Here is a 20,275-nt window from a genome sequence, read left to right on the forward strand (position 1 = left end):
TCAATACACGGTGCCGGCCGCCTGCGGCTTGGCCGCGCCCTCGCCCTTGAACGCCTGCGCGAGCTGTTCGGCGCTGCGGGCCAGCAACGTCACATCGGTGCCGACCGCAACAAACGTCGCGCCAAGCGACAGGTAATGCCGGGCCCGCGCCTGGTCGGCCGACAGGATGCCTGCCGCCTTGCCGGATGCCACGATGCGGCCGATCGTATCGTCGATGGTCTTGCGGACTTCCGGATGGCCCGGCTCACCCAGGTGCCCCATCGACGCCGCCAGATCGCCCGGGCCGATGAATACGCCGTCCACGCCTTCAACAGCGAGAATCGCGTCGAGATGCGTCAGGCTCTCGGCGGTTTCGACCTGGATGAGCGTGCACATCTGCGCATCCGCCTGGGCGAGGTAGTCGTCGACGCGGTTCCAGCGCGACGCACGGGCCAGCACGCTGCCCACACCCCGCATGCCGTTGGGCGGATAGCGCATCGCTTGCACCGCGGCGCGCGCTTCGTCGGCGTTCTGCACCATGGGCACCAGCAAGGTCTGCGCGCCGATGTCGAGCAGCCGCTTGATCTCGACCGGATCGTTCCAGGCCGGCCGCACGATCGGATGCGTCGGATACGGCGCAAGAGCCTGCAGCTGGGCAAGCGTCGACTGCAGCTGGTTGGGCGCGTGCTCGTTGTCGATGAGCAGCCAGTCGAAGCCGGCCCCGGCCACGATCTCGGCCGGATACGGATGCGTCATCGCGAGCCACAGGCCGATCTGCGGGCGCCGTTCGGCCAGCGCGCGCTTGAAGTGGTTCACCGGAAGTTGCATGGCAGGAATCCTGTCAGGGTCAGACGAAATGGCAGGCGATGCTGCCGAGCGGGCCGTAATCGCAGTGGAATGTATCACCCGGGCGCGCGGGTACCGGCCGCGTAAATGAACCACCGAGGATGACCTGCCCCGGCTCCAGCGCCACGCCGTGCGCCGCGAGCTTGTTGGCGAGCCATACGACGCCGTTGGCCGGATGGTTCAGCACGCCCGCCGCCACCCCCGTCTCCTCGATGACGGCGTTGCGCGAAAAGATGGCGCTGACCCAGCGCAAATCCACGTCGCGCATGCGGATCGGCCGCCCGCCCATCACCACGCCGGCATTGGCAGCGTTGTCGGCGATCGTGTCGAACACCTTGCGCGGGCGGCCCGTGTCCGGATCGATCGATTGCGAACGCGCGTCGATGATCTCCAGCGCGGGAATCACGTGATCCACCGCGTCGTACACGTCGAACAGCGTCACCCCCGGCCCCTGCAGCCGCTTGCCGAGCACGAAGGCCAGCTCCACCTCGACGCGCGGCACGATGAAGCGGCTGGCGGGAATGTCGCCGCCCTCCGCGAAGAACATGTCGTCGAGCAGCGCGCCGTAGTCCGGCTCGTCGATCTGCGACGACTGCTGCATCGCGCGCGAGGTCAGGCCGATCTTGTGCCCCTTCAGGCGCCGGCCCTCTGCCAGCTTCATCGCCACCCATTCGCGCTGGATCGCGTAGGCGTCTTCGATTGTGATCCCGGGATGGTCGAGCGACACCTGGCGGATCTGCCTGCGCTCGGTCTCGGCCTGGTGCAGGCGCCGCGCGATGGTCTGGACGGTCGTGGTGTCGAGCATGGATCAGGCCTTGCGGAAACGTGCGTGGATGTTGTTGTGCTTGTAGCTGCCGCCTTCGTCGAATTCGGTCAGCTCCATGGACAGCGCCAGATAGCGACGCGCAAAGGCCTCGGCGAAATGCGCCTTGATGGCCTCGAACAAGGCATCGCAAGCCGCCTTCTTGATCTGGGGCGGGCGACCCGCGCCGATCTTGAGCGCGACATGGACGAAGGCGTCGTCCTCCTTGCCGTCGGCCACGCGGTAGTCCGTCAGCTGGAGCGCGCGCGAGCGGATGCCGCCCGTCGGAAACACGCCGTTCTGCGCGATCAGCGTCTCGTTGATGGTCTGCAGAAGTTCAGGAATGCGGGCATCGTCGCCCAGGTTGGCCGTGTATTCGACAATCACGTGCGGCATGGCAGCCTCCTCATGACCGCGCCGGCACCGGGAAGATCGCGTTGATCTGGCCCGTGCCGGAACTGGCAAAGTACTCGGTGACGATCTCCACACCCCGGTCGTAGGCATCCCAGCCGAGCAGGCCGAGCAGCATCGCCGTGTCGTGCATGCCGCCCTCGCCTTCGCACAGCGATGCGTAATCGGGCAGCATCGCGCAGAACGTCTTCCAGTCGCCCTGTTTCCACAGATCCACCGCGCGCAGATCGACCTGGCGGTAGAACTCGCGGCTGATCTGGTGGATGGCGCCTTCGGGGCTTCCGTTGTCATTGAAGCGGTGCGACAGCGATCCGCTGGCGAGGAATGCGACGGTGCTGTCGCTGGCTTCAATGGCTTCGAGCAGCGCGGCGCCAAAGCGGCGGCTCTCGTCCAGCTTGTGCCAGGCGCACCAGCCGGCCACCGACACGACCTTGAAGTGCTGGTCGCCGTTCATGTAGCGCATCGGCACCAGCGTGCCGTACTCGAGTTCGAGGCTGTCGATCTCATGCGCGCGTGTGAACACGCCGCGCGCCGTGGCTGTCTCGGCAATCCGCCGCCCGAGCGCCGGGTTGCCCGGATACGCGTAGCGCATGTCCTGGATGAAATGCGGCAGCTCGTTGCTGGTGTAGACGCCCTCGAAGCGCGCATTGCAGTTGACGTGATACCCGGCGTTGACCAGCCAGTGCACGTCCGACACGACGATGGTGTCCACGTCCAGATCGCGGCAGCGCTGCCCGATGATCCGGTGCCCCTCGATGGCCGCGGCGCGGCAGCCGTGGTGCTTGCCGGGCAGCTCCGACAGGTACATCGACGGCACGTGGGTGATCTTCGCGGCCAAGGCCAGCTTGCCCATGGTGTCTCCTTGCGCCCTTCTCTTGGTTGGTCGGCTGATGCGTCAGACGCCCCAGCGCGGGATGTGGTGGCTGCCCATCGAGATGCAGACGTTCTTGATTTCGGCAAACACTTCGAGACTGTACTCGCCGCCCTCGCGTCCGGTGCCGGATGCCTTCACGCCGCCAAACGGCTGTCGCAGGTCGCGCACGTTCTGACTGTTGACGAAGACCATGCCTGCCTCAATGCCGCGCGCCAGCCGGTGCACCTTGCCCACGTCCTGCGTCCAGATGTACGACGCCAGGCCGTACTCCACGTCGTTGGCGAGCCTGAGGCCGTCGGCTTCGTCCTTGAACGGGATGAGGCACGCCACGGGGCCAAAAATCTCTTCCTGCGCCACGCGCATGCGGTTGTCGACATCGGCCAGCACCGTCGGGGCGACAAAGTTGCCGTGCTGCAGATGGGCGGGCAGACCAGCGGGCTTGTCCGCGCCCCCGGCCAGGATCCTCGCGCCTTCCTGCTCCCCCAGGCGGATGTAGCCGGTCACCTTCTCCCAATGCGCGCGCGTGATCATCGAACCGACGTTGGTCTGCTCGTCGGCCGGGTCTCCCACGATCAGCCGCTTGGCACGCTCGGCAAACTTGCCGACGAAATCGTCGTAGACCGTTTCCTGCACGAAGATGCGCGAGCCGGCCGTGCAGCGCTCGCCGTTGATCGAAAAGATCGTGAAGAGCGACGCGTCCAGCGCCCGGTCCAGATCCGCATCGTCAAAGATCAGCACCGGCGATTTGCCGCCCAGTTCCATCGAGAACTTCTTCAGCCCGGCGCGCTCCATGATGCGTTTGCCGGTGACGGTTCCGCCCGTGAAGGACACCACGCGCACACCGGGGTGGCGCACCAGGGCATCGCCCGCCGTGGCACCATAACCCTGCACCACGTTCAGCACACCCGGCGGAATGCCCGCCTCCAGCGCCAGGCGGCCAAGCTGGTCCGCCGTCAGCGGCGAGAGCTCCGACATCTTCAGCACCGCCGTATTGCCCAGCGCCAGACACGGCGCGACCTTCCAGGTGGCCGTCATGAATGGCACGTTCCAGGGCGAGATCAACGCGCACACGCCCACCGGCTGGTACAGCGTGTAGTTCAGCATCTGGTCGTCCACCGGATACGTCGTGCCATTGACCTGCGTGCAGACCTCCGCAAAGAAATGGAAGTTCTCGGAAGCGCGTGGAATGAGCTGCTTGCGCGTCTGCGCGATCGGCAGGCCGGTATCCATCGTTTCCAGTGCCGACAGCTGCGGCACGTTCTGCTCGATCAGTTCGCCCAACCGGCGCATCAGCCTGGCGCGCTGCTTGGCGGGCGTGTTCGCCCAGGCCGGAAACGCCGCCTTCGCCGCTGCCACGGCCGCGTGGATTTCCGCCTCGCCGCCGGAAGCCACCTCGGCGATGGCCTCCCCCGTGGCCGGGTTGGTCGTGACGAACCGCTCGGCGCTGTCGACCTGCCTGCCGTCGATCCAATGTTTGACGGGGTCCATGCTGATGGCAGTCATGCGGTCTCCTTGCTCTGTTCAGCGACGATGGTGCTGACCAATCGCCCAATGCCTTCGATCTCGGTGACGACTTCATCGCCCGGCTGCGTATCGGCCAGGCCCTCCGGCGTACCGGTCAGGATCATGTCGCCCGCGCCCAATGTCATGAAACTCGAGAACCACGCGATCAGCGCCGGGATGTCGAAGATCATGTCGCGCGTGCTGCCTTGCTGCGTGACGCGGCCGTTGACGGTCGTGCGCAGCGCGAGGTTCATCGGGTCGGGCACATCGTTGCGGTCGACGAGCCACGGGCCGAGGGGCGTGCAGGTGTCGCGGCTCTTCACGCGCAGGTTCGGGCGGTAATAGTTTTCGAGGTAATCGCGGATGGCGTAGTCGTTGGCCACGGTATAGCCGGCGACATATTCGTACGCGTGCTCCCGCGGCACGTTGCGCGCGGCCTTGCCGATGACGACCACGAGTTCGCACTCGTAGTGCATGAATGCGACGCCGGCCGGACGCACGGTATGCGCACGGTGGCCGATCAACGTATTGGAGCCTTTCAGGAACGCGAGCGGCTCGGCGGGCGCCTTGAAGGCGAGTTCCTTGGCGTGATCGGCATAGTTCAGACCCAGCGCAAAGATGGTGCGCGGTTCAATGGGCGGCAGCCAAACGACTTCTGTTTCGCGCAGCACGCGCCCGTCGCTCAGCCGCAGGCGGGTGTCGTCCCCGGGGACGGCTCCCGCGTGGTGGACTGCTCCGTCATACGCAATGCGGGCGTGTTTCATTGGACCGCCTCCGCCTGCCGCAGGAGATGTGTCGTCAGCGTGCCGATGTGTGCGATGCCGACATCGATCCGATCACCGGCGCGCGCCAGCGGCGGGTTCTCGGGGATGCCCGCGAGCAGCACATCGCCGGCTTCCAGCGTCATGAACGCCGTCACGTCGGCGAGCAGTTGCGCGATGGGCCGCACGAGCGTCGACGTGTTCGCGCGCTGTGCGATCTCGCCGTTGATCCGCACGGTGATGTCCAGCGCGTCGGCATCCGGCAGGTCTTCGCGGTCCACCACCCACGGCCCGATCGGGCAGAAGCCATCCCGGCATTTGTGCCGGACCGGCGGCCGGTAATAACTTGCGTGCGGCACCGTCAGGTCGTTGACGATGGTATAGCCGGCAATGCACTCGGCAGCGTGCGGCACGCGCACGCGTGTGGCTGTCCGGCCGATGACCGCGCCAAGGCATGCGCCGACCCAGATGCCGTCGACATCAGGCGGCAGCACGACATACTGGTTATGGCCAACGCGTGTATTGGCGGGCTTGAGATACAGCACCGGCGCGTTGGGAGGCGCCTGGTATGGCGGCTCGGCGAGCGCGTCGCCGAGCGCCTCCAACTCACCGCGAAAGTTGAGCAGCGTGCCGACCACCGCGCCGTCGACCGGCGGCAGCCATTGCACTGGCCCCGGACCCCTGGCCGGCTGCGTGCCGTCGGCCTGCACCCAGTCCTGCTGCCGGCCGTCTGACAACCTCACCTTGCCTCGCCGCACATCCGCCTCCAGCGCCCCATATTATTAACATGTTAATCATGTGAGCGGATTGGCGCGATGTCAACCCGGGAAAATGCGCGCCATGAAAAAGCCGGCCACGCGGGCCGGCTTTGGTTTGACGGCGGAGGCGATGTCCACCGTGGGGACATCGGTCATGCCGATGTCTATCGAGGCAATCGATCGGACTCACGCCACGGCAACATGCACGCGCTTGACCACGACCGGCTGCGGCAAATCGGTCAGCCCGTTGGCGCGCTGTACGCCATCGGCGATGAGCACACGGGCAGCATCCTGAATCCGCTCTTGGCCGGCCTCGAAGGCCGCCTGAAGCGACAACACCTGATCACCTTCCAGGCCTTCCCAAAGCGCCTCGCGCGTTGCCACGCAAGTCACCTTTTCGCCGTCGACGAGCGCGTCGAACAGCAGGCCTTCATTGTTGATGTCGTACGCCTCTTTCTTTTCGAACTTGATTTCCATCGTCAAAGCCCTCCGATTGCAATGGACAACAACGCACACGCTGTTGCGTGGAAACCGTGCGGGGGGGCCGGCAGGGTTTCGTCAGACATTTGTCTGGCTGCACAGATCATTTTAACCACAGCTTGGGACGCGCGTGCGAGCACCGTTTGCGCGTTCGTGGCATCCTGGCGAGCCTCACAGGGGGCGACCCCAGGCGGCATCAGGGCTCGCGGGGCACCTGCGCCGTTATGCTTTTTTGTCGGGGCCAAGACGGCACTGCAAAGCAAAGTCGCAATCACAAAATCCATTGCATGCAGTCTGCTGGTGGAACGCTCGGCGCTCCCAGTTGCAGGTTTTACGACATCGTCATGTCGTCAGGCCGGCGACACCACCGAAATTTCACGGGATGCAACGAAATACCCTGCGAGCCGCATCGACGTGTTTCGATGCGTGCGCCGGGCGCGTCCGCCACCCTATGCTGTGAGGGAATGGACGGCCGGCGCATCCGGCGATGCAGGCGGCGTGAAGCCTGTGCAGGCGCTCCACGCCGCGGCGCCCTTTTGGCGCAGAAGTCAGTGCACCGTCTCGGAGGCCGGTGCACCACCACCTTGCTCCGACACATGCAGCAGCGAACGGCGGCGGGCATACCCGAAGTACACGAGCAGGCCGATGACGACCCACACCCCGAAGGCAATCCACGTCACGGCCTGCAGATGGCTCATCAGGAACAGGCACATGCCGATCGCCAGCAACGGCACCACCGGCACCCCAGGACAGCGGAAGCCGCGATGCAGGTCCGGACGCGTACGGCGCAGCACCAGCACGGCCACGGCGATCAGGGAGAACGCGGCGAGCGTGCCGATGTTGATCAGCTCTGCCAGCACGTTCAGCGGCACAAAGGCGGCAATCACCGCGAACACGATGCCGACCACCCACGTATTCAGGAACGGCGTCGAATAGCGCGGATGAATGTGCGACAGACGCTTGGGCAGCAGACCATCGCGCGACATGGCGAAGATGATGCGCGTCTGGCCGTAGGCCATCACCAGGATCACGGTCGTCATGCCGATGATGGCGCCAAGATCGACAAACCCCGCCACCCAGGTTTCGCCCGCCACCTGCAATGCGAGAGACACGGGGTGATCCACGCCTGCAAACTTCGCGAACGGCACGATGCCCGTCATGATGGCCGCCACGAGCACGTAGAGGATCGTGCAGACCGCCAGCGAGCCGATGATACCGACGGGCAGGTCGCGCTTGGGATTGCGCACCTCTTCAGCCGCGGACGTCACGGCATCGAAGCCGATGAAGGCGAAGAAGACGATGGCCGCCGCCCCGAATACGCCTTCCATGCCGAACGGCATGAACGGCTGCCAGTTGGCCGGCTGCACATGGCGTGCGCCCACCGCGATGAACAGCAGCACCACCGTCACCTTGATCGCCACCATGATGTTGTTTGCACGCGCCGATTCGCGAATGCCGAACGACAGCAGCGTCGTGATCAGCAGCATGATCACCAGCGCCGGCAGGTTGAACAGCGTCTGCACGCCCGGAATCGCGCCGGGTGCAGCGGTGAGCGCCACCGGCAGATGCAGGCCGAAGCCTGACAGCAGCGACTGGAAATAGCCGGACCAGCCCACCGAAACCGCGGATGTGGCCAGGCCGTATTCGAGCATCAGGTCCCAGCCGATGATCCAGGCCACCAGTTCGCCCATGGTCGCGTAGGCGTACGTATAAATGGAGCCGGACACGGGAATGGTCGAGGCGAATTCTGCATAGCACAGCGCGGCAAACCCGCACGCCAGCGCCGCGACGATGAACGACAGCGTCAGTGCGGGGCCCGCCGTGAGCGCCCCGGTGCCCGTCAGCACGAAAATGCCGGTGCCAATGATGGCGCCAACGCCGAGGAAGGTGAGATCCAGCGGACCGAGGACTTTCTTCAGGCCGGTATCGCTGTGGCCGGTGCGGATCATGTGATCCACGTTCTTGGTACGGAACAAACTCATTACTGCGTCTCCTGTCTGCGTGCACCCGAATGTGACGGAATGCACTGTCGCGCACGTGTGGCGCGCGGCGGCGGATTATGCAAAAAAGCGGGCATTTTACCCGCAGGCGACATTCCGCCCTTCTATCGCCGCAATGCAGACAGAAAATAGGACAATTCCCATCCGGTTGCTGGAACCGGAGGCGCAATCGTTACCCCGCAGCAAAATCTTCGAACAGCGGCTGCTGGCGCGCATGCGCGTCGGACTCATACAGCCGCACGCCCACCCCCAGCAGCCGCACAGGCATCCGGCGACGCTCGAAGCCCTGTGTCAGCAGCTTCGTGAACACTGGCAGCGACACCTGCGGTGCGATGCACTCCACCGTCGTGCCACGGAAATCGGCGAAGCGCATCTTGACGTAGGTCTTGTGGATCATGTTGCCGGCGCGGGCCCGCTCGACGCGCGCGGCCAGCTGTTCGACCAGAATCGCCAGTTCGCGCTGGCAATCGTCGAGCGTGCGCAGGTCGGTGGCGTAGGTTTCTTCCACGCTGACGGACTTGCGGATCTGCGAAGGTTGCACCTGCCGGTGGTCGATGCCGCGACACAGGTCATGCAAGCGAAATCCGAAGACGCCGAAATGCTGCTGCAGCCGGTCGGTGCCCCAGGCGCGCAGGTCGCCGCACGTCTCGGCACCGAGGCGGCGCAGCTTGGCCGCCGTCACCTTGCCCACGCCGAACAGGCGGTCCACAGGCAGCGCGGCCACAAAGGCGTCCACCTGCTCCGGCCGCACGACGAACAGGCCATCGGGCTTGTTCCAGTCGCTGGCGATCTTGGCGATGAACTTGTTGGGCGCAACGCCCGCCGACACGGTAATGCCGATCTCTTCGCGCACGCGGCGGCGGATGTCTTCAGCGATGCGGGTGCCGCTGCCGGCGAGCATCGGGCTGTCAGTCACATCAAGATAAGCCTCGTCGAGCGACAGCGGCTCGACCAGCGGCGTGTAGCTGTGATAGATGGCGAAGATCTGGCGCGCGACCTGGCGGTACTTCTCCATGGACGGCGGCACGATCAGCAAATCGGGACAACGCTTGACGGCCTGCGCCATGGGCATCGCCGAATGGATGCCGAACTTGCGTGCTTCGTAATTGCAAGTCGCGACCACGCCGCGCCGTTCCGGCCGCCCACCGACGGCCAGCGGCTTGCCGACGAGGCGCGGATCGTCGCGCATTTCGATGGCGGCGTAAAAACAATCGCAGTCGCAGTGGATGATCTTTCGCACGGCACAAGGCCAGAACCGGCTGCGGGAGGCGGCAGCGGCGTCGGGCTTGCTCGTTCAGGAGGAACGCAAGCGTATCAGCTTCCGCGGGTCGCGCACGCAACGCGGCGCAACAATGCATTTCGCCGATACTGCAACGCAACATCGGCGAATGAAGGGATCGGAAAAGCGGCTTAGCGGCCGATATCGTGCGCCACGGCGCCGAGTTCGTCATTCAGGGCGCGCTGCTCGTCGCCGGACAAGCCACCGCGATGCTGGCTGGCCATGTCGTTGGCTTCCTGGCGGATGCGGCGCAGGCGATCGCGCAGGCCATCCGCGCGATACGGATCGATGTAGCCCTCTGATTGGCGAACGTCGATGCGGTGGAATTCTTCTGCGAGGCGACCTTGCACCTGGTCGAAGCGCGCGCGCGGATCCACCGGTGCAGGTGCCGCGACCGGAACCGGCTCGCGCACCACCACCGTACGCGTGGGCTGCGGCGGCGCCACGACACAACCGGCCATGGAGGCCGCCAGGACTGCGCACAGGGTCAGACGCGGAAGAATCGACATGTTTGGGCTCGTATCGTCGTTGTAGAAACGCGCAGTTACGCGAGAACTGGCGCTTATCTTACGAACCGCTTCCCACAAAGCTGTGACGATTGGTAACAGCAGATTACGTCCGCAACATCTCCGGTGGCTCGACGGGCGGCGGGGGTTCATCGGGCGATGGCAGATCTGGTGGAATGCCCGGTGGCGACGGCTCGTCGGGCGGGGGAACGGTATGTGCGGGCAGCACGCAATTGACGGACATGGTTTCCCTCCGGGCAAAACGCATTGACAATCTAGTACGCGATTCCCATGCCAACAAGCCACCTCGCCCGCCTATGTACGACCTGCCCACCGCCCGCTTTCAAGACCGCACGCTCATCCGCATCGGTGAGTCGCACGCCAATGGGTCCATGCTGCTGCTGGCACCCGATGCCGGCGGGCGGCTCGTGCGCTGGCGCCATCGCGGCGAAGACATTCTCTTCTGGCCCGAGCCGGCCAATTGGTCGAACGCAGCCAAGGTCCGTGGCGGCAATCCGCTGCTGTTTCCCTTCATCGGCCGGCACTTCGCAGAAGGGGAGACCGGCCGCTGGCGCGACGCGCGCGGGCAACTTCACGCCCTGCCGCAACACGGTTTCGCACGCGACTTGCCGTTCGAGGTGGAAGACGCAAGCGACGCGCACATCGTTCTGTTGCTGCGCGACAGCCCCGAGACACGTCAAGGCTATCCGTTCGCCTTTGAGTTTCGCGTGACGTACCGGCTGATTGACGATGGGCTCGAGGCGACCTTCTCGGTCAAGCATCGGAACGAAGGTGACGCGCATGCCCCGATGCCTTTCTACGCCGGCCATCATTTCTACCTGGCGCTGCCGCATGCATTGCGCGGCGCGACCGAGCTGCTGATGCCGCCGGCACGGCTGTCACGCCAACTGCCCGATGGCAGTCTCGACCGCCCCGAGCCCGGGCGCAGGACTTACCAGCTCGACGACCCGGCGCTGCAAGACCGCTATCACCTGCTCGATGACGCTGGCGCTGCAACGCTGGTCATTCCGCCGCACGGCGAAGCGCCGCTTGGCCGCCGCATCCGCTTCGAGGTCGACGGCGCGCCGGTGCCCTGGCACGCCATCACCACGTGGACGGAAAACGCCACGTCTGACTTCTACTGCGTTGAACCGTGGATGGGCCTGCCCAACGCGATCCATCACGGCGAGGGCCTGCATCTGCTCGCCCCTGGCGAGACACGGCAGGCTACCTGCCGCCTGCGGATCGCGCGCTAGTGTGCGGCTCGGCGCTCAGGCGTTTTCATACGCCTGCACGGCGTCCATCACGCGTGCCGAATAGACCAGGGCCGCGCCGGCATTGAGCGAGATCGCCACGCTCAGCGCATACGCAATCTCGTCATGTGTCGCGCCATGCGTGAGCGCCTGCGCCGTGTGCACCGTGATACAGCCATCGCAGCGCGTGGTCACCGCCACGATCAGCTGACGCACACGCGCCAGAGCGTCGGAGAGATCGGCGCACGTGTGGGCTACCAATCCGAAGCCGCATTCAACAAGGCATTCCAACAGCAACTCGGAATGACGCCGGCAAGGTATCGGCGCGCAACCCACTAGTCACCGATGAGGTGCCTCTGTTATACTTTCAGGCTTCGGGGCGTAGCGCAGCCTGGTAGCGTACCTGCATGGGGTGCAGGTGGTCGGAGGTTCAAATCCTCTCGCCCCGACCAAACAAAAGCCCGCGTAACGGATGACGTTACGCGGGCTTTTTCATGTCCGCCTATCCGGCGTCGGCGATGTGTGGGAAGGCGGTATCCGTCTACGGCTTGTCCGGCCGCAGCACATCAAGCACTGCCATCAGCGCCTGGCGCAATCCCTTCACATCGACTGAACCGCCGATGGCGGGCCGCTGTGGGGCGGCGACTTCCTTCTCCGGCGCTTCGGTCTCGGCCGGCGCTGCGCCATGCCGCAGTTCATCCAACCGGTTGCGCGCGCCGTTGATCGTGAAGCCCTGCTCATACAGCAGTTCACGAATCCGCCGGATCAGCAGCACTTCATGATGCTGGTAGTACCGGCGATTGCCGCGCCGCTTGACCGGCTTGAGCTGGGTGAATTCCTGCTCCCAATAGCGCAGCACGTGCGGCTTCACGGCGCACAGATCGCTGACCTCACCAATCGTGAAGTAGCGTTTGGCAGGAATGGGCGGCAGGTTGACCCGCTCCGTGTGTTTATCGGCGGCCATGAAGGGCTGGCGAAAGAAACGGAATGAAGGGAATTACGCAGCGCTCACCGGCAGCGGCTCGGCGCGCTCTTCGACAAGCGCCTTGAGCTTCTGGCTCGCATGGAACGTGACGACACGGCGTGCGGTGATCGGGATGATCTCGCCGGTCTTCGGATTGCGGCCGGGGCGCTGCGGCTTGTCGCGCAACTGGAAGTTGCCGAAGCCGGACAGCTTGACGCTGTCGCCTTGCTCGAGCGCCTCGCGAATCACGTCGAAGAACGCCTCGACCATGTCCTTCGACTCGCGCTTGTTCAGGCCGACCTGCTCGAACAGCATCTCGGCGAGTTCGGCCTTGGTGAGTGTCGGCACATCGTGGCCGCGCGCATCCCGCGTCTCGGCGAGTGCCGAAGAAGAACCGAGCGGGTCGCCCAGGGAAGCCGCCAACGCGGGCGCGTGTTGATCGTTCATAGATTCGCTTGCGTGATCGAGCTCGGATACAGAGGTTCGTTCGTGTCTGTAGCGCAGCGCGGACGTCAAAGACGTCAGGCGCGCAGGCGCGCGCCGAATGCATCGCCGGCCGCCCGAATCAGTTGCTGTGTGGCGGCCTCGACAATGTCGTCCTGGAGGGTGCTGTCAGTATCTTGCAACGTAATTCTGAAGGCAAGGCTTTTCTCCTGCGCGCCAATGGCCGCCGTCGCCGCTTTCGGGCGGAACTCATCGAACAGCACGACGCCCTGCAGATAACGCTGCCACGGGGTGCCAACCGCCGCCTTTTCGAACGTGTCGACCAGGTCCTGCACCGCCACATCCTGACGCACGACCAGCGCGATGTCGCGCGTCACGGCGGGCACGCGCGGCACTTCGCGATACGTCGGCAGACCGACGGCAGTGATGGCCTCCAACTCGAGTTCCCAGACCACGGGTGCGGTCGGCAGATCGTACTTCTGCAACCAGCGCGGATGCAGCTCGCCGATCCAGCCGATCGCGCGGCCATTCAGCACCACCCGTGCAGAGCGCCCCGGATGCAGCGCGGGATGCTCAGCGCGTTCGAAACGCGCCTGGAGCGGCCACAGCAGCGATTCGACATCGCCCTTCACGTCGAAGAAATCAACGCCGCGCGTCTGCACGCCCCACTGCTCTTCCTTCGCGGGGCCGTAGGCAATACCCCCGGCCATCATCGGCTGTGCATAGCCCGCCACCGACAGACCGCCATCCGCAACGCTGGCATCGCGATGGAACACGCGGCCGACTTCGAACATGCGCACGCGCGAAGCCTTGCGGTTCAGGTTGTAGCGCACCTTGTCGACGAGGCCGCCGATGAGCGTGCTGCGCATCACCGAATACTGACTGGCGATCGGGTTCAGCAGCGGAATCGGGTTGCTGTTGCCGGCGAAGTCGGTTTCCCAAGCGGTCTCGACGAAGGCGAAGTTGACGACTTCGTGATAGTCGCGCGCGGCCACGGCGTGACGCACATCATGCATCGTGCGCCGCGCTTCGTTGGTCGGGCGCATGGCGTTTTCGGCAACCGGCGGCTTGGCCGGAATCTGCTCGAAACCATAGATGCGCGCGACCTCCTCGATGAGGTCCTCCTCGATCTCGATGTCGAAGCGATACGACGGCGGCTCGACGATGAACACATCACCTTCCACGCTGAACGTGAGGCCCAGACGTTTGAACACATCGGCCACGACTTCATGCGAAAGGGCGATGCCCAGCACGCGCGCCGCCCGGGCCACGCGCATGCGCACCGGCTCGCGCTTGGGCAGGTTGACGATCTGGTCATCGATCGGGCCTGCCTGGCCGCCGCAGATCTCGAGGATCAGCGCGCTGATGCGCTCGATGTGTTCGACGGTGGTGGCATAGTCAACGCCACGCTCGAAGCGGTGGCCGGCATCGGTCGAGAAGTTGTAGCGGCGCGCACGGCCCTGGATGGCTTCCGGCCACCAGAATGCGGCTTCGACGTAAATGTTCTGCGTGTCCAGCGTGACGGCGGTCTTGTCGCCGCCCATGATGCCGGCGAGGCTTTCGATGGCCTGCTCGTCCGCAATCACGCCGACCTTCTCATCGACGGTGATGGTCTCGCCGTTGAGCAGCTTCAGTTGTTCGCCAGCCTTGCCCCAGCGCACCGTCAGGCCGCCGTGGATCTTGTCCAGGTCGAACACGTGCGACGGACGGCCCAGCTCCAGCATCACGTAATTCGAAATATCGACCAGCGCCGACACGCTGCGCATGCCCGCGCGCTCGATGCGCGACACCATCCAGGCCGGCGTCTTCGCGTGCGCATTCACACCGCGGATGATGCGGCCCGAAAAACGACCGCACAGGTCCGGCGCCTCCACCTTGACCGGCAGCTTGTCCGCGAGCGTCACCGCCACGGGCGCCATCGACGGCACCGTGATGGGCGCGCCCGTCAGCGCGGACACCTCACGCGCCACGCCATGGATCGACAGGCAGTCGGCCTTGTTGGGCGTGAGCTTGATGACAAAGATCTGGTCGTCCAGATCGAGCACCTTGCGGATGTCCTCGCCCACCGGCGTGTCTTCCGGCAGGATCAGCAGACCGCCGTGGTCTTCCGACAGCTTCAGCTCGCGGGCAGAGCACAGCATGCCGTAGCTCTCCACGCCACGCAGCTTGCCGACCTTGATCTTGAACGGCTTGCCATCTTCGCCCGGCGGCAGCTCGGCGCCCACCAGCGCACAGGGCACCTTGATGCCAACCGACACGTTCGGCGCACCGCAGACGATCTGCAGCAATTCGCCCGTGCCCGCATCGACCTTGCACACATTCAGGCGGTCGGCGTCCGGATGCTTGTTCACCTCCACTACATGGCCGACCACGATCTTCGTGAACGGCGGCGCGACAGGGTCGACCTCTTCCACTTCAAGACCCGCCATCGTCAGACGATGGGACAGTTCATCGGTGGTGATCGGCGGATTGACGAAACTGCGAAGCCAGGATTCCGGAAATTGCATGGCGCGACGAAAAGAAGAATTCGATGGACGGGGCGACGAGAATCAGCGAACGAGGTTTATGCGAACTGGCGCAGGAAACGCACGTCGCCCTCGAAGAACAGGCGCAGATCGTTGATGCCATAGCGCAGCATCGTCAGGCGCTCCAGGCCGGAGCCGAACGCGAAGCCGATGTAGCGCTCGGGGTCCAGGCCCATGTTGCGCACCACGGTCGGGTGCACCTGGCCGGAGCCGGAAATCTCCAGCCATTTACCGTTGCCGAATGCCATGTCGATCTCGGCCGACGGCTCGGTAAACGGGAAATACGACGGGCGGAAGCGCACCTGGATGTCGTCGCGCTCGAAGAAGTTGCGCAGGAAATCGGTATAGACGCCCTTCAGGTCGGCAAAGCTGATGTTGTCTGCAATCCAGAGGCCTTCGACCTGATGGAACATCGGCGAGTGTGTGGCGTCGCTGTCGACGCGGTACGTACGCCCCGGCGCAATGACCTTGATCGGCGGAATGCGGTCGAGGTGCTTGTACTTCTCGACGTGCATGCGGGCATAGCGCACCTGCATCGGGCTCGTATGGGTGCGCAGCAGCAGGAGCTTGTCTTCGCTGTCGCGACCGTCGATGTAGAACGTGTCCTGCATCGAGCGCGCCGGATGGTTGTCCGGGTTGTTCAGCGCCGTGAAGTTCATCCAGTCGGATTCGATTTCAGGGCCGTCGGCCACATCGAAACCGATCGAACCGAAAATCTTGGCGACTCGCTCCCAAGTGTTCATCACCGGGTGCAGACTGCCCTCGGCCACGTCGCGGCCGGGCAGCGTCACATCGATGGCCTCGGCCGCGAGGCGGGCGTTCATGAGCGCATCGGCCAGGGCCTGCCGGCGCGCGTTCAACGCTTCTTCCACGCGGCTTTTCGCCTGGTTGATGCGCGCGCCTTCGGTCTTGCGCGTCTGCGGATCGAGCTTGCCGAGGCCCTTGAGCAAGTCGGTCAGCACGCCGGACTTGCCGAGAAAGCGCGCCTTCTCGTTTTCCAGCGAGGCGTTGTCCTGCACGGAGGCAAACGCGTTTTGGGCATCGGCGACGACTTGATCCAGATCCAGTGACATGGGAAGGCGAGCGAAAAGAATTCGGAGGATTCGGTCCGCGGAATGCGCGGAATAAAAAACGGGGCTCGGTGAGAGCCCCGTCAGGGTGACCAGCCGGCACGCTGCTGGGCAATTCCAGCGGCCTGCCCGGCCAATCCAATTCAGGCGACGTTGGCTTTCACCTGGTTCACGATGGCGGCAAATGCCACCTTGTCGTGAATGGCCATGTCCGACAGCACCTTGCGGTCCAGTTCGATGGACGCCTTCTTCAGGCCGTTCATGAACTTGCTGTAGGTCAGACCATGCTCGCGGGCGCCAGCGTTGATACGTGCAATCCAGAGGGCGCGGAACACGCGCTTCTTGTTGCGACGATCGCGGTAGGCGTACTGGCCAGCACGCATGACCGCCTGCTTGGCGATGCGATAGACGTTATTGCGGCGGCCGCGGTAACCCTTGGCAGCGTTGATAACCTTCTTGTGACGGGCCCGCGCTGTGACCCCACGTTTTACTCGAGGCATGGAATTCTCCTTTCGTAGTCAGGGGTTAGGCGTACGGCATCATTGCGCGAACGGACTTCAGGTTCGTCTCATGGACGCCCTCGGTACCGCGCAGGTGACGCTTGTTCTTGGTGGTCTTCTTGGTCAGGATGTGACGCTTGAAGGCTTGGCCACGTTTGATCGTGCCACCAGGACGGGCAGTAAAGCGCTTGGAGGCGCTTTTCTTCGTCTTCATCTTCGGCATGGAACAACTCCGTTTTTGACATGAAGCCAGGTGGACGGCTGGCGCCGACACTTGCATGACCCGGACTCACTTGTTGTATCGCGACGGGCTTTGCAGACCATCGCGTTTTCCGACGTTTCCGTCAGGAACCTGCTCAGCGCGGCCGGAATCGTCCAGCCGCCACTGCATTACTTTTTCTTCTTGGGCGCCAACATCATCACGGCCTGGCGACCTTCCATCTTCGGCATCTGTTCGACCTGACCGAATTCCTCCAGGTCAGTCTTCAGGCGCTCGAGCATGCGCATGCCGATTTCCTGGTGAGCCATTTCGCGGCCACGGAAACGCAGCGTGATCTTGGTGCGATCCCCGTCTTCCAGGAAGCGCTTCAGGTTGCGCAGCTTGACGTCGTAGTCACCATCGTCGGTACCCGGGCGGAATTTGACTTCCTTCACCTGGATGACCTTCTGCTTCAGCTTGGCCTCGTGGGCCTTCTTCTGCTCCTGATACTTGAACTTGCCATAGTCCATCAGGCGGCAGACTGGCGGCTGCGCAGTCGGCGCGATCTCGACCAGATCGACGTCCTTTTCTTCCGCCATGCGCAGAGCTTCCTGCAGCTTGACGATGCCGATCTGTTCCCCTTCAACCCCGGTCAGCCGGATTTCCGGCGCAGTGATTTCGCGGTTGATGCGGTGAGATTTATCGGTAGCGATGTTGAATGTCCTCAAAGAAGCAAAAAAACAAGCCGTGCCCAGCTCATGACTTGTTGGCGAGATCGTTCTGCAGTCGCTCAACGAACGCCGACAGCGGCATGGAGCCTAGATCGACGTTGCCACGGGCACGCACGGCCACCTGATTTTCATCCCGCTCTTTGTCGCCCACCACAACCTGGTAGGGGACCTTCTGCATGGAATGCTCGCGGATTTTATACCCAATCTTCTCGTTCCGCAAATCGACGATCGCCCTAAATCCTTGTTTTTGCAGGGATTGCACAACGGATTGTGCATACTCGGCGTGCGAATCGGTGATGGCGAGCACCGCCACCTGCACCGGCGAAAGCCAGGTCGGCAGCGCGCCGGCGTATTGCTCGATCAGGATACCGATGAAGCGCTCGAGGCTGCCGACGATGGCCCGGTGCAGCATGATCGGGCGGTGGCGCGCGCCATCCTCGCCGACGAACTCGGCGTCCAGGCGCTCCGGCAGGTTCGGGTCGACCTGGATCGTGCCGCATTGCCATTGCCGACCAAGTGCATCTTTGAGCACATATTCGATCTTCGGCCCGTAGAACGCCCCTTCGCCGGGCAAATACTCGAACTCGCAGCCGGACGCACGCAGACCTTCAGCCAGGGCCGCCTCAGCACGGTCCCAGCTCTCGTCGGAGCCGATGCGCTTTTCAGGGCGCGTCGACAACTTGTACAGAATCTCGGTAAAGCCGAAATCCTTGTAGACCTTCTGCAGCAGCGTCGTGAAGGCCGTCACTTCGGACTGGATCATGTCTTCCGTGCAGAAGATATGGCCGTCGTCCTGCGTGAAGCCGCGCACGCGCATGATGCCGTGCAGGCCGCCCGAGGGCTCGTTGCGGTGGCACGCGCCGAACTCGCCGAAGCGCAGCGGCAGATCGCGGTAGCTCTTGATGCCCTGCTTGTAGATGAGGATGTGGCCGGGGCAGTTCATCGGCTTGAGCGCGTATTCGCGCTTTTCCGATTCCGTGATGAACATGTTCTCGCGGTACTTGTCCCAGTGGCCGGTCTTTTCCCACAGCGACTTGTCGAGAATCTGCGGCCCCTTCACTTCCTGGTAGCCGTTCTCGCGGTACACGCGGCGCATGTACTGCTCGACCTCCTGCCACAGCGTCCAGCCCTTGGGGTGCCAGAACACCGTGCCGGGCGAGTACTCGTCGATGTGGAACAGGTCGAGTTCGCGGCCGAGCTTGCGGTGGTCACGCTTTTCGGCCTCTTCCAGCATGTGCAGGTAGGCGTCCTGGTCCTCCTTCTTGGCCCAGGCCGTGCCGTAAATGCGTTGGAGCATCTCGTTGTTGTGGTCGCCGCGCCAATAGGCCCCGGCCACCTTCATGAGCTTGAAGACCTTCAGCTTGCCGGTGGACGGCACGTGCGGGCCGCGGCACAGGTCGACGAAGTTGCCCTCGCGGTACAGGCCGATTTCCTGATCCTCCGGGATCGACGCGATGATCTCGGCCTTGTACTTCTCGCCCATGCCTTCGAACAGCTTGATGGCGTCGTCGCGGCTCCAGACTTCACGCGTGACCTTCTCGTCCTTCTTGGCCAGCTCGGCCATCTTCTTTTCGATGGCGACGAGATCTTCCGGCGTGAAGGGACGCTTGTAGGCGAAGTCGTAGTAGAAGCCGTTTTCGATGACCGGACCGATCGTGACCTGTGCGTCGGGATACAGCTCCTTGACGGCGTAGGCCAGCAAGTGCGCGGTCGAATGGCGAATCACGTCGATGCCGTCGGCGTCCTTGTCGGTGATGATGGCCAGCTTGGCGTCGCGGTCGATGGTGTAGCTCGTGTCGACCAGCTGGCCGTCCACGCGGCCAGCCAATGCGGCCTTGGCCAGGCCCGCACCGATGCTCTGCGCCACTTCGGCGACCGTGACGGGGCCCGGAAACTCACGCCGGGAACCGTCCGGCAACGTGATTGCGATCATGCTTGCTCCTGTGGAGTCACCGTCGCGCTCTTTTTAGGGCTCGCGGCGGTCGTCATTCTGTGGTGCGCCTCGCCGGGTGGCGTGGCAGGTTGTCGAATCGGGTGCTTCGAAGCGCTTTCAGCCGGGTCGCCGCGCACGACACCAAAACGCGGACGAAAAAAAACGCGGCCAAGGCCGCGTTTTCATTTGCGCTGACTACCGCTTGGGCAGACCGCAAAGGGCGAAAACCGCACCTTGACTACTGTCGCTCCGAAGCGGTGGTAGTTCGCGGTGCCTGGATCATGTTTCGCCTTGTATGCAGTTGTACGGAACGAACCGAGGGATGACGGCTTGCACACCCTACCCGACGCGTCCTGCTAAATGCGTTGGTAGGCTCGATTGGACTCGAACCAACGACCCCCACCATGTCAAGGTGGTGCTCTAACCAGCTGAGCTACGAGCCTGCCGAAAGACGAAA

The 20,275-nt window shown here is 64.0% G+C and carries 22 protein-coding genes and 2 tRNA genes; 3 read left to right on the top strand and 21 right to left on the bottom strand.

Going from position 1 to position 20,275, the window contains the following annotated elements; genetic code table 11:
• The 11 genes from hpaI to TK49_RS12450 form a co-directional block, all read right to left on the bottom strand.
• Complete coding sequence (gene hpaI / locus TK49_RS12400; RefSeq protein ID WP_045786975.1) at nucleotides 1-807, bottom strand: 4-hydroxy-2-oxoheptanedioate aldolase; 807 nt, start codon at nucleotides 805-807, stop codon at nucleotides 1-3.
• Between the two features lie 19 nt (nucleotides 808-826).
• Complete coding sequence (gene hpaH, locus TK49_RS12405) at nucleotides 827-1,630, bottom strand: 2-oxo-hept-4-ene-1,7-dioate hydratase (protein WP_045786976.1); 804 nt, start codon at nucleotides 1,628-1,630, stop codon at nucleotides 827-829.
• A gap of 3 nt (nucleotides 1,631-1,633) precedes the next feature.
• Nucleotides 1,634-2,023, bottom strand: a complete 390-nt coding sequence (locus TK49_RS12410) for a 5-carboxymethyl-2-hydroxymuconate Delta-isomerase (protein ID WP_045786977.1) — start codon at nucleotides 2,021-2,023, stop codon at nucleotides 1,634-1,636.
• A gap of 10 nt (nucleotides 2,024-2,033) precedes the next feature.
• Nucleotides 2,034-2,891, bottom strand: a complete 858-nt coding sequence (gene hpaD / locus TK49_RS12415; protein ID WP_045786978.1) for a 3,4-dihydroxyphenylacetate 2,3-dioxygenase — start codon at nucleotides 2,889-2,891, stop codon at nucleotides 2,034-2,036.
• A 42-nt stretch (nucleotides 2,892-2,933) separates the two neighbouring features.
• Entirely contained in the window at nucleotides 2,934-4,415 is a 1,482-nt protein-coding gene (gene hpaE, locus TK49_RS12420; RefSeq protein ID WP_045786979.1) for a 5-carboxymethyl-2-hydroxymuconate semialdehyde dehydrogenase, read from the bottom strand.
• Nucleotides 4,412-5,179, bottom strand: a complete 768-nt coding sequence (locus TK49_RS12425) for a fumarylacetoacetate hydrolase family protein (RefSeq protein ID WP_045786980.1) — start codon at nucleotides 5,177-5,179, stop codon at nucleotides 4,412-4,414. The genes hpaE and TK49_RS12425 overlap by 4 nt, the downstream gene beginning before the upstream one ends.
• A complete protein-coding gene (locus TK49_RS12430; RefSeq protein WP_045786981.1) occupies nucleotides 5,176-5,934 on the bottom strand; it encodes a fumarylacetoacetate hydrolase family protein in 759 nt (252 codons plus the stop codon). Before TK49_RS12430 ends, TK49_RS12425 begins: the two co-directional genes overlap by 4 nt.
• Before the next feature lie 186 nt (nucleotides 5,935-6,120).
• Entirely contained in the window at nucleotides 6,121-6,411 is a 291-nt protein-coding gene (locus TK49_RS12435) for a DUF1488 family protein (protein ID WP_045786982.1), read from the bottom strand.
• A 551-nt stretch (nucleotides 6,412-6,962) separates the two neighbouring features.
• A complete protein-coding gene (locus TK49_RS12440) occupies nucleotides 6,963-8,396 on the bottom strand; it encodes a branched-chain amino acid transporter BcaP (protein WP_045786983.1) in 1,434 nt (477 codons plus the stop codon).
• A 190-nt stretch (nucleotides 8,397-8,586) separates the two neighbouring features.
• Complete coding sequence (gene dinB / locus TK49_RS12445; protein WP_045786984.1) at nucleotides 8,587-9,654, bottom strand: DNA polymerase IV; 1,068 nt, start codon at nucleotides 9,652-9,654, stop codon at nucleotides 8,587-8,589.
• A gap of 170 nt (nucleotides 9,655-9,824) precedes the next feature.
• The gene (locus TK49_RS12450; protein ID WP_045786985.1) at nucleotides 9,825-10,202 is read right to left on the bottom strand and encodes a hypothetical protein; all 378 of its coding nucleotides are present in this window, start codon (nucleotides 10,200-10,202) and stop codon (nucleotides 9,825-9,827) included.
• A gap of 314 nt (nucleotides 10,203-10,516) precedes the next feature.
• On the opposite strand from TK49_RS12450, the gene TK49_RS12455 reads away from it, so the two are divergent.
• Nucleotides 10,517-11,455 carry an aldose epimerase family protein gene (locus TK49_RS12455; protein ID WP_045786986.1) on the top strand — a complete coding sequence of 313 codons (939 nt, stop codon included), beginning with the start codon at nucleotides 10,517-10,519 and terminating at the stop codon, nucleotides 11,453-11,455.
• Between the two features lie 15 nt (nucleotides 11,456-11,470).
• Here the strand turns inward: TK49_RS12455 and TK49_RS12460 are convergent, their stop codons facing one another.
• Nucleotides 11,471-11,713 (bottom strand): carboxymuconolactone decarboxylase family protein, encoded by a 243-nt coding sequence (locus TK49_RS12460; protein ID WP_373271734.1) that lies wholly within the window; start codon nucleotides 11,711-11,713, stop codon nucleotides 11,471-11,473.
• Here TK49_RS12460 and TK49_RS24960 point away from each other — a divergent pair.
• Together TK49_RS24960 and TK49_RS12465 are read left to right on the top strand one after the other, a co-directional pair.
• Entirely contained in the window at nucleotides 11,702-11,791 is a 90-nt protein-coding gene (locus tag TK49_RS24960) for an AraC family transcriptional regulator (protein WP_233902577.1), read from the top strand. The two genes, TK49_RS12460 and TK49_RS24960, sit on opposite strands and share 12 nt — an antisense overlap.
• Before the next feature lie 36 nt (nucleotides 11,792-11,827).
• A tRNA-Pro gene (locus TK49_RS12465) sits at nucleotides 11,828-11,904 on the top strand.
• A gap of 89 nt (nucleotides 11,905-11,993) precedes the next feature.
• Here TK49_RS12465 and TK49_RS12470 read toward each other — a convergent pair.
• The 9 genes from TK49_RS12470 to TK49_RS12510 all read right to left on the bottom strand — a co-directional run bounded on the left by TK49_RS12470 (nucleotide 11,994) and on the right by TK49_RS12510 (nucleotide 20,261).
• Complete coding sequence (locus TK49_RS12470) at nucleotides 11,994-12,416, bottom strand: MerR family transcriptional regulator (RefSeq protein ID WP_045786987.1); 423 nt, start codon at nucleotides 12,414-12,416, stop codon at nucleotides 11,994-11,996.
• Between the two features lie 33 nt (nucleotides 12,417-12,449).
• Nucleotides 12,450-12,863 (bottom strand): integration host factor subunit alpha, encoded by a 414-nt coding sequence (locus TK49_RS12475; RefSeq protein ID WP_045786988.1) that lies wholly within the window; start codon nucleotides 12,861-12,863, stop codon nucleotides 12,450-12,452.
• A gap of 74 nt (nucleotides 12,864-12,937) precedes the next feature.
• On the bottom strand, nucleotides 12,938-15,367 hold the full coding sequence (gene pheT, locus TK49_RS12480; RefSeq protein WP_045786989.1) for a phenylalanine--tRNA ligase subunit beta: 2,430 nt from the start codon (nucleotides 15,365-15,367) through the stop codon (nucleotides 12,938-12,940).
• A gap of 56 nt (nucleotides 15,368-15,423) precedes the next feature.
• On the bottom strand, nucleotides 15,424-16,458 hold the full coding sequence (pheS, locus tag TK49_RS12485) for a phenylalanine--tRNA ligase subunit alpha (RefSeq protein ID WP_045786990.1): 1,035 nt from the start codon (nucleotides 16,456-16,458) through the stop codon (nucleotides 15,424-15,426).
• Between the two features lie 140 nt (nucleotides 16,459-16,598).
• A complete protein-coding gene (rplT, locus tag TK49_RS12490; protein WP_039597500.1) occupies nucleotides 16,599-16,955 on the bottom strand; it encodes a 50S ribosomal protein L20 in 357 nt (118 codons plus the stop codon).
• Between the two features lie 25 nt (nucleotides 16,956-16,980).
• Nucleotides 16,981-17,178, bottom strand: a complete 198-nt coding sequence (gene rpmI / locus TK49_RS12495) for a 50S ribosomal protein L35 (RefSeq protein WP_004636003.1) — start codon at nucleotides 17,176-17,178, stop codon at nucleotides 16,981-16,983.
• A gap of 167 nt (nucleotides 17,179-17,345) precedes the next feature.
• Nucleotides 17,346-17,882 (bottom strand): translation initiation factor IF-3, encoded by a 537-nt coding sequence (gene infC / locus TK49_RS12500; protein WP_082062890.1) that lies wholly within the window; start codon nucleotides 17,880-17,882, stop codon nucleotides 17,346-17,348.
• 28 nt (nucleotides 17,883-17,910) lie between these two features.
• Nucleotides 17,911-19,818, bottom strand: coding sequence for a threonine--tRNA ligase (gene thrS / locus TK49_RS12505; protein WP_045786991.1), 1,908 nt, complete (start codon nucleotides 19,816-19,818; stop codon nucleotides 17,911-17,913).
• A 366-nt stretch (nucleotides 19,819-20,184) separates the two neighbouring features.
• Nucleotides 20,185-20,261, bottom strand: a tRNA-Val gene (locus TK49_RS12510).
• Nucleotides 20,262-20,275 lie beyond the last annotated feature (14 nt).

The sequence above is a fragment of the Ralstonia mannitolilytica genome (assembly GCF_000954135.1).
Lineage (GTDB): Bacteria > Pseudomonadota > Gammaproteobacteria > Burkholderiales > Burkholderiaceae > Ralstonia > Ralstonia mannitolilytica.